An 8,472-nucleotide genomic window follows, 5' to 3' on the forward strand; every position below is an offset into this window, starting at 1 on the left:
CGTGGCGCACACGGAGGAGGGCGAACGGACTGTGAGCCAATCGCCTACCGGCAATAGGGCGGCCGCGACAGAGCGAGCAATTCTCGCAGGCGGCTGCTTCTGGGGCATGGAGGATTTGCTGCGCCGAGCCAGGGGAGTCATTTCGACGCGTGTCGGTTACACAGGCGGAGAAATGCCTGATCCGACCTACGCGAGACATTACGGCCATGCGGAAGCAGTGGAAGTGACCTTCGACCCTTCCGTTCTCGCCTATCGCTCGCTCTTGGAACTCTTCTTCCAGATACATGACCCCACGACCTACGAGCAACAAGGCAGCGATGTCGGTCCGAGCTATCGATCGGCGATTTTCTACACCACCGAAGTGCAGAAGGAAGTCGCCCTCACAACCATCGCGGAAATCGAGGCATCAGGAAGCTGGCCAGGCCCGGTCGTGTCGGAGATCAACCCAGAAGAACCCTTTTGGGAGGCGGAGCCAGAGCACCAAGAATACCTGGTGCGCTATCCTGGGGGCTATAGCTGCCACTTCGTGCGCCCGACCTGGCGGTTGGACCGCTCAGACGAACGCCCAGCTGTAATACTTGACAGAAAGAGTTGATGATGACCGAAACCGTGACTAATCAGGCCGCCTGGCAGAAAGCGCCGGGGCAGCCACTGAGGATCGGTGTCACCGCTCTGCCGCATCTGGCGGCGAACGAGATATTGATCCGCAACGCGGCCATCGCGATCAACCCACTCGACTGGATTCTGCAGGACGTCGCGCTTTTGCCATGGCTCGACTATCCCGCGATTCTCGGCAGCGACGTCTCCGGTGAGGTCGCGGCGGTCGGTGGCGCGGTCGAGCGGTTCAAGGTCGGCGATCGAGTCATCGGACAGGCGGTCGGGACAACCGTAAATCAACCTGCGCAGGGTGCGTTCCAGCACCACACGATCGTGCTGGACCACATGGCGGCGCCGATCCCCAACAACATTGCCTTCGCTGATGCGGCAGTCCTCCCGCTTGGCCTTGGCACCGCCGCAAGCGGGCTCTACGGACGGACACAGTTGGCTCTCGCGCCACCGTTACACTCGCCGACCGCGCGTCCAGAGGTCGTTCTGGTCTGGGGTGGATCGTCGAGCGTTGGCTGCAACGCCATCCAGCTCGCGGTGGCGTCGGGCTACAGGTGCGTCGCCACCGCTTCGGCGCGCAACGTCGGCCTGTTGAAGGAGCTGGGTGCAAGCGAGGTTCTTGACCACTCGAGTCCAGCCATCGTGGAAGACGTGATTGAGGCAATGCGCGGGCGCAGTCTCGCTGGAACGCTTCACGCGACCGGTCACATGAAAGACTGTTTTGCCGTAGTTGCGAGATGCGAGGGCTCGCGCCGGGTGGCAGCGACGCTGGCCCCGCCCGACGAGCGTTCATTTGGAGTCGAGGCGACGCACATCTCCGGGACGAGCCTCAAGGATGACGAGGTTGGTCCAATGATCTACCGCGAATTCCTGCCGCAGGCTCTCGCGGCGCGCACGTTCGTCCCCGCCCCTCCGGCGAAGATCGTGGGCCAGGGCCTTGAAATGCTCCAGGCTGCCTTGGAAGCCCTGAAGGCGGGTGTATCCGCAGCGAAAATCGTCGTTACCCTGCCTTGAGTGACCAGCCAGGCGGTTTTTCGCGTTCGCAGTCTGAGGTGGCCCGCACTTTGCCGATTGGGAAGCTCTACCGGGAAAACGCGTTTGGGACGCGCGCTGCGCTCCTGCCGGAGCATGCGTTCCCGAAACCTGTTCCCGACTGCTTTTCCCCGAAACTACCTATCGGACATAGAGAAATGGGAATGCAGCGAGTGGTTTGAACGGCCGCTTCCGAAACCGCGTTCCGATCAATTGAGCGGCTAAAAGTGGGGCGATCACCGACATATTAGAATGAGACCGCCATGCCCGATCGGCCGGCTTGACGCGTAGCCAAAAGAATGCGGCTGATGGTAGGCTCGCTGACATTATGAAGCCCCGCCATCTGAGCAGCGTTGAGCTGCCGCAATTGCGAGTCTCCTACGCGTCGTCGTTCTTCTCGCGGTCCACACCTCGCTCATGCAATTCGGCATCGACGGGGCAGTTCGTGCAGCCCTCGTAGCAGCACAAGCGGCAGATGCGGTATGACTGCTCGAGGTTTTCCAAGCGATTTCGGAGAACGCGTTCAGCGATGTCCGATAAGGTTTTCAGTTCGTCTGGATTAAGGATCGATAGCCCTTCGGCAATCACTTGATCGCGCGAGGCCAGGACCTCGTCGCTCGCGACCTTGCCAGTTGGAGTAAGATAGAGGGATCGCGCGCGCCCGTCTGTCGAATGCTCCCTACGCTCGATCAATCCCTCGCTTACCAATCTATCCACCAGGCGAACAGTTCCAGCATGTGAAAGGCCCACCCCGATCGCAAGCATACGGATCGAGAGCCCGGGCTTGTGCGCGAGCAACGCCAGCGCTGAGGCGGCGGGTCCAGCTTCCGGCGCCCGCGATGAACTAGCGCGAACGATGTCGTCGCTGATCATGAGTGCGAACGCCCCGAAAATGTTTCGATCTCGAGGTCCATCCATTGCCACATCTATATGTGCGCGGAGCATAGACAGCAAGCCATACCGTGGTCCTCTTCCTCCGCGCGGCTTGTGGAAAATGTCCTGTTTTAGAAGGGTTTCGGAGGATTTCGACTGATCGAGCGCGCCGAAAAAAACGGGTCCGGCTCGTTAAGGCCGCGGAACCGTTGATACCTGGCGGCTATAGGGCAAGCCTTTTCGCTCGGAATCGCCGTAGGTCGCGCCCGAGAATCACTCCGCGTCAGCGCTGTCATCCAGGCCGCGCAGGTGCAGATCAGCGAGACCTAGCTTGCCCCCGGCGTCGCACTTCCATCGTGTCACCGCGCGCGATCACGATTGTATCAATCCCATTGAGGAACAGTCCGTGCTCCACGACGTCGGGGATTGCGGCGAAACGGGCGAAGACCGCGTCGCCATGCAGCTGAGCGCCTCCGGGCTCGATATCGCGACGGAGCATCCATGCCCCGCGGAGGTTCTGCAGGATTTGCACGCCCGCCGTCACGAGAGGACCACAGTCACGAGAGCACAAGCGCCCCTCTGTGGCGGACCGAAGCACGCAGCAGCACGAGGGACGCCGCTAGCAGAACTGCGTCCTTCAGTAGAAACTGCCCTGGTGCAGCCGAAATCGCAGGAAAGCCGCCGGCAGTCTGCTCCGCGACACCTGGAGTGGTGATGAAAAAGGTCAGCGTGATCAGATAGGTCGCTGCTGACATTAGTGCGCCTAGCGCAGAGAAGAGTGGACGAAATGCACCAAGGATCAGAACGAGACCGGTCGATAACTCGATAACGCCGATGAAATAGCTTTGCCCCTGCGTCCCGAACATGCCGAGCCAATTCATGATCGGGCTGTGTTCGATAAACGGGGCGATACCATAGGCCTCGTACGCTGTGAACTTCATCGCGCCGAACCACAGAAATACGATCACGAGAGCCCATCTAAGCAGGCCAAGATCCCTCCGACCGTGCTCGGGGACAAGAAATTCATAACGGTCGAAAATGCTCATCTAAAATTCCTCAACAGTGGTCCCGTGGGAACGTCACGAACGTCGTCTACGTGCTTCGGGCAGGCGTTGCAGTATATGCGCGACGCATATACTAATAAGCGAGATATGTCGAGCGGCTGGCTCGCGCTTCGCTGCCTCACTCGATCAATCGCACCGTCCCGGCATGAGAAAGCCCGATCGAGGTAGCCAAAACGCTGATCGGCAGTCCGGGCTCCATGCTGAGTAACACCATCACGGCGGTCCCCGGGCCGCTTGGTGAAAACGAGGCCGAGACACTGGCGATGCTGTCTGCAACGGCCAACGCGAGTGCACCTAAATGGTACTTGGCAACCTCAGGCTCCATACCGCAAGAATATATGCTTCGCGCATAGACTTCAAGCGTGTGAAAATGTATGACCGCCGCATGCATCTATGACAGATTCGGACATGGTCATGCTCATTGAGGGGCTCAGCTCGGATTCCACATCTGAGATCAACGGACGTGCTCGTTCCCCAGGCGCTAGCGGGGGTGGGCTCGATGAAAGTGGACGTGCATGGGTGCCGCTCACCGGGCGCAGGCGGTTCGCCGATGAGACCGCCGGTATGATAGGACGGGTCTCATGCCCGACCTGACTCTTGATCTCCGATACCTGAAGTACGCCGTTCAGGTCGCCGAGGCCGGCAGCTTCCGCCGAGCGGCGGAGCGCCTATCGATATCGCAATCCACCGTCAGCCGACGTGTGCAGCTGTTGTCATTTTCAGAAGACGACTGCACCAGACAACGCGGTTTGAAGGCTGTTGTGCAGTCGTCTATTGAACGAACAGTATCAGGAGTCCGCTGCACGAATGATGACCTCAAGCCGGTTCTGGTCGCGCTGGCGACCGATCAGCCCCTGGATGTGCGATACCGCGACCACGATCTTTCCGGCGATTGGGCGGGCTACCGCGAATGCCACATCAAGCCCGACCTGCTGCTGATCTACCGCAAGTCCGACGCCGACACCCTGCGACTGGCGCGGCTTGGCTCCCATAGCGAGCTGTTCGGCTGATGCCAGTCGCCTTGTCCGCCAAACGATCATTAGGCGGCCAAACCGGACGCCTGTCCGAAAACATCTTGCGCAACGGGATGACGGACAATAAGATAGGCGGACGGTATAACGGACAAATGGGCGGAAATGGCACTCATCGGCTATGCGCGGGTATCGACGGCGGAACAGGACACCGCCTTGCAGACGGATGCGCTGCGCAATGCAGGCTGCGAACGGGTTTTCGAGGACACGGCATCCGGGGCCAAGGCAGACCGGCCCGGCTTGGCCGATGCGCTGGCTTATCTGCGCGATGGCGATGTGCTGGTCGTCTGGCGGCTGGATCGGCTTGGCCGCTCCCTGCCGCACCTGATTGAGACGGTCGGCAAGCTGGAAGCACGGGGCGTCGGCTTCCGCTCGTTGACTGAAAACATCGACACCACCACGCCGGGCGGACGGCTCATCTTCCATGTGTTCGGTGCGCTGGGCCAGTTCGAGCGCGACCTGATCCGCGAGCGCACCAAGGCCGGGTTGACCGCTGCCGCCGCACGCGGGCGCAAAGGCGGACGCAAGCCGGTTGTCACTGCCGACAAGTTGCAACGAGCGCGGGAGCTTGTCGCCAACGGCTTGAATGTCCGCGAGGCCGCCGCACGCCTCAAGGTAGGAAAAACCGCTCTCTACGCTGCCTTGCAGGCGGCCAGTTCTGGCAGTGCAGCCGACTCCTGATATTTCGTGCAGTCGCCTTCTGAAAACGACAGCGCGGCACGGGAATCAAGGCATTGCGATTCTCGAAAATAGTTCTTGAAATTCTATTCTTGATTGCATATCATCTCAACGAGTTTCGATAAGAAAGGATGCGCATGCGACCGTCTGTTGTGCTTGACATGAAGCGAAGCGCAGTGCGTGAAGCGGTAGGCCGCTTTCGCGCCGCGAACCCGCGCGTCTTCGGCTCGGTGCTGCATGGCACCGACCGGGATGGCAGCGACCTCGACCTGTTGGTCGATGCGCTGCCCGGTGCCACGTTGTTGGACTTGGGCGATTTGGAAGAAGAACTGAAATCGCTGCTCGGCGTTGACGTCGATCTGCTGACTCCCGGCGACCTGCCGCCGAAGTTCCGGGCCAAGGTGCTCGCGGAGGCGCAACCGATATGAGCGAGAACCGCCTGCCCGATTACCTCGACCACATTCAGCAGGCCGCAACCGATGCGCGCAGCTTCGTGGAAGGGATGGCCAAGGACGACTTCTTGGCCGACAAGCGCACCCAGCAGGCCGTCATCATGAGCCTGATCGTCATCGGCGAGGCGGCCACAAAGGTGATGGATGGCTACGTCGAGTTCACCCAGGCGCATGCCGACGTGCCGTGGCGCAGCATGCGCAATATGCGTAATCGCATGGCTCACGGCTATTTCGACATCAACCTCGATGTGGTGTGGGAGACGGTACAGGAATGGCTGCCGGCGTTGCTCCAGCAATTGCCCGCCGTGCGTCAGGATGCCGACGATGAAGACCGTAACGACAACTGTGAAAGAGGGATCTCCGATGACTGTTGAATCGAGAATATTTTCTGTAGCCGAGTATGTTCAGCCGTCCGAAGGCGAGCCTATTCGTTCCGTTGTGCTTGAAACCCGAGACTCAATTATCGTGGTTTGGCATGTCCATCCCGGGCAGGAAATTGCGGCTCACATTCATCCTCACGGCCAAGACACGTGGACTGTTTTGTCGGGAATGGCTGATTACTTTCAGGGCAATGGGATTGTTCGTGCCCTCAGGGAAGGTGAGATAGCCGTGGCAAGACCGGGCCAAGTGCACGGGGCGCGAAATACAGGTACCGAGCCATTTGTGTTAGTCTCGGTTGTGGCATCAGCCAATGCCGGTTTCGTATTGGCTGAGCGATAGAGCCCAATCTCTGGAGTTGGTCCAATGAGCGGTCGGGGAGATAGGTAACAGACATGCAGCGGACACGGCTGCTAAACCAGGTCGCAAACCTCCTTGCGTCGCAGCGTGCCGCAAGCGACGCGATCAATCGAATGGGGTCGGCATGAGACTGAACACCATCCAGTTCCCGACCGCGTAGCCGCCTGTCCTGCCGATCAGGTCTTGACCATCGACGCCTGGGATCAGTCCTGAATGTTCTTGGAGACCACTACGTTATGAGCCGCAGCCGCCGCAAAACACCCATCGTCGGGCACACGACCTGCGGCAGCGAGCGCGAGGACAAGAAGCTCTGGCATCAGCGCTGGCGCACCCGTGAGCGCACGGCGCTGACCAGCGCGTCGCCCGAAGCCCTGAGCGCCCATCTGCCCCTGCTGGAAAACCAGGCCAGCAGCGTCTGGTCGATGGGCAAGGATGGCCGCTCCTACTGGCCCGTCAAGCGCCAGGCCGCCACGGCGGATCGCATCGCCAATCACAAGGGACGCAACCCGCAAGAACGCGCCTCCCTGAAAAAGCGCCTGCTGCGCAAGTGGATGAGCAAATGAAGCTCTCCTTCCATCAGCACATTGCGCTGTTCTGGATGATCGGTGCTCCGGGCGTCTTCGCGCCCGTGATCGAGAACGCCAAGCGGCCCGATGCCGGCGCCGTCATGGCGTGGGGTGTCGCGATCGTGGCGGTGATGATCCTCTTCACCCCTTTGCTGCTGCGCTGTCCACCATTCCGGCGCTGGTATGGCCGGACGGATGCGCTGTCGGAGCGGCAGCGCCAGGCGCTTGCCGAGCGCGGCCTGCGCCGCTACTACCAGACCGCTTTCGATGACGGCTACGTGCCCCGCGTGATGCCCTACGTGTGGCGCATCATCTGGACGGTCGGCGGGTTGATGGCTGTGACCGCCGTACTGCCTACCAACACCGGACGGCCAGCCTTCGATGCCTTGGTGGTCTTCTCGACCTGGTATCCGATAGGCGTGATGCTGCTGGTTTTCGCGTCGAGGCCCCTTGGCCGGTTGATTCGCCAAAGAGCACAGGAGCGGCGGAAATGAGCACGTCAACCATCGAGGCGCTGGCCAGCGCCTGGGCAAGGATTGCCGAGGAAGCGGAATTCCCCGCTGACTACGAGGGGACTGCCACACCACAAGCGCATCGGGCTAGCGAAGCTATTCAGGAGCAGATTCGGGAGCGCATCGTCGCCACCAACGACATGCGGCTGTTCAGCCTGCTGCACCTGCTGAGTCAGGCGTCGCTGCGCATGGAGCAAGCGCTGTGGCCGGAGGATTACGAGCGGATGACGCGCGAGGTTGAGGAAGCCCTGCGGCAAGCCACCGACGCCAACGCCAGATCGTACACCCACGAAGAAGTGATGCAGGCGATGCAGGAACGCATCGACCGGGCGCGAGACAAGCCATGTTGATTGGCTATGCGCGCGTCTCGACGCAGGATCAGAACCTGGAGCTGCAACGCGAAGCCTTGAGCAAGGCCGGATGTAAAAAGGTCTTCGAGGACAAGGTGAGTGGCACGCGGGCAGACCGGCCTGGCTTGGCCAAGACGCTCGAAATGCTGCGCGAAGGCGATACTTTGGTCGTCTGGAAGCTCGACCGGCTGGGCCGGTCGGTCAAGCAACTGGTCGATCTGGTCGGCGATCTGCACAAGCACGGTGTCCAGTTCAGGAGCCTCACCGACTCCATCGACACCGGCACACCATCCGGGCGGTTCTTCTTCCACGTCATGGCGAGCCTTGCCGAAATGGAGCGCGAGCTGACCGTCGAGCGCACCCGCGCCGGGCTGGAAGTCGCCAAGCAGCTCGGCCGCAAAGGCGGCCGCAAGCCGAAGATGACCGACAGCAAGATCGAGTCGGCCAAGAAGCTGCTGGCCAGCGGGGTGCCGCCCAAGGACGTGGCCAAGAACCTCGGCGTGTCCATTCCGACGCTGTACCGCTGGGTGCCAGCCTCCACGCACGCTTAGCGTGCTTTATTTAATGAGA

The 8,472-nt window shown here is 60.9% G+C and carries 13 protein-coding genes and 1 pseudogene; 12 read left to right on the forward strand and 2 right to left on the reverse strand.

The window, feature by feature from the left end; all coding sequences use genetic code 11:
- The first annotated feature begins 31 nt into the window (after window positions 1-31).
- Window positions 32-595: a peptide-methionine (S)-S-oxide reductase MsrA gene (msrA, locus tag ACOTYN_RS22475; RefSeq protein WP_011191350.1), complete on the forward strand. Its 564-nt coding sequence runs from the start codon at window positions 32-34 to the stop codon at window positions 593-595.
- On the forward strand, window positions 595-1,620 hold the full coding sequence (locus ACOTYN_RS22480; protein WP_004357654.1) for a zinc-binding alcohol dehydrogenase family protein: 1,026 nt from the start codon (window positions 595-597) through the stop codon (window positions 1,618-1,620). Before msrA ends, ACOTYN_RS22480 begins: the two co-directional genes overlap by 1 nt.
- Window positions 1,621-2,016: 396 nt before the next feature.
- On the opposite strand, the gene ACOTYN_RS22485 is transcribed toward ACOTYN_RS22480, so the two are convergent.
- A complete protein-coding gene (locus ACOTYN_RS22485) occupies window positions 2,017-2,511 on the reverse strand; it encodes a MarR family winged helix-turn-helix transcriptional regulator (protein ID WP_004099028.1) in 495 nt (164 codons plus the stop codon).
- 557 nt (window positions 2,512-3,068) lie between these two features.
- A complete protein-coding gene (locus tag ACOTYN_RS22490; protein ID WP_004099027.1) occupies window positions 3,069-3,557 on the reverse strand; it encodes a YkgB family protein in 489 nt (162 codons plus the stop codon).
- Window positions 3,558-4,156: 599 nt separating this feature from the next.
- On the opposite strand from ACOTYN_RS22490, the pseudogene ACOTYN_RS22495 reads away from it, so the two are divergent.
- From ACOTYN_RS22495 to ACOTYN_RS22540, 10 genes and pseudogenes are all read left to right on the forward strand, one after another.
- Window positions 4,157-4,276 (forward strand): annotated as a pseudogene (locus ACOTYN_RS22495) (LysR family transcriptional regulator); the annotation flags it as partial.
- A 60-nt stretch (window positions 4,277-4,336) separates the two neighbouring features.
- Window positions 4,337-4,585, forward strand: coding sequence for a type II toxin-antitoxin system YafQ family toxin (locus ACOTYN_RS22500; RefSeq protein ID WP_012585400.1), 249 nt, complete (start codon window positions 4,337-4,339; stop codon window positions 4,583-4,585).
- Between the two features lie 126 nt (window positions 4,586-4,711).
- Window positions 4,712-5,287, forward strand: a complete 576-nt coding sequence (locus ACOTYN_RS22505; RefSeq protein WP_001173919.1) for a recombinase family protein — start codon at window positions 4,712-4,714, stop codon at window positions 5,285-5,287.
- 134 nt (window positions 5,288-5,421) lie between these two features.
- On the forward strand, window positions 5,422-5,712 hold the full coding sequence (locus tag ACOTYN_RS22510; protein WP_001247892.1) for a nucleotidyltransferase family protein: 291 nt from the start codon (window positions 5,422-5,424) through the stop codon (window positions 5,710-5,712).
- A complete protein-coding gene (locus ACOTYN_RS22515) occupies window positions 5,709-6,110 on the forward strand; it encodes a DUF86 domain-containing protein (protein ID WP_001293886.1) in 402 nt (133 codons plus the stop codon). The genes ACOTYN_RS22510 and ACOTYN_RS22515 overlap by 4 nt, the downstream gene beginning before the upstream one ends.
- Window positions 6,100-6,456: a cupin domain-containing protein gene (locus ACOTYN_RS22520; RefSeq protein ID WP_000215515.1), complete on the forward strand. Its 357-nt coding sequence runs from the start codon at window positions 6,100-6,102 to the stop codon at window positions 6,454-6,456. The genes ACOTYN_RS22515 and ACOTYN_RS22520 overlap by 11 nt, the downstream gene beginning before the upstream one ends.
- A 254-nt stretch (window positions 6,457-6,710) precedes the next feature.
- The gene (locus ACOTYN_RS22525; RefSeq protein WP_003100858.1) at window positions 6,711-7,037 is read left to right on the forward strand and encodes a hypothetical protein; all 327 of its coding nucleotides are present in this window, start codon (window positions 6,711-6,713) and stop codon (window positions 7,035-7,037) included.
- Window positions 7,034-7,534 carry a hypothetical protein gene (locus ACOTYN_RS22530; protein WP_003100856.1) on the forward strand — a complete coding sequence of 167 codons (501 nt, stop codon included), beginning with the start codon at window positions 7,034-7,036 and terminating at the stop codon, window positions 7,532-7,534. The genes ACOTYN_RS22525 and ACOTYN_RS22530 overlap by 4 nt, the downstream gene beginning before the upstream one ends.
- Window positions 7,531-7,902, forward strand: a complete 372-nt coding sequence (locus ACOTYN_RS22535) for a hypothetical protein (protein ID WP_021243030.1) — start codon at window positions 7,531-7,533, stop codon at window positions 7,900-7,902. Before ACOTYN_RS22530 ends, ACOTYN_RS22535 begins: the two co-directional genes overlap by 4 nt.
- Window positions 7,896-8,453, forward strand: coding sequence for a recombinase family protein (locus tag ACOTYN_RS22540; RefSeq protein ID WP_003100847.1), 558 nt, complete (start codon window positions 7,896-7,898; stop codon window positions 8,451-8,453). Before ACOTYN_RS22535 ends, ACOTYN_RS22540 begins: the two co-directional genes overlap by 7 nt.
- Window positions 8,454-8,472 lie beyond the last annotated feature (19 nt).

The organism is Enterobacter cloacae complex sp. IR5458 (assembly GCF_049238025.1).
GTDB lineage: Bacteria > Pseudomonadota > Gammaproteobacteria > Enterobacterales > Enterobacteriaceae > Enterobacter > Enterobacter kobei.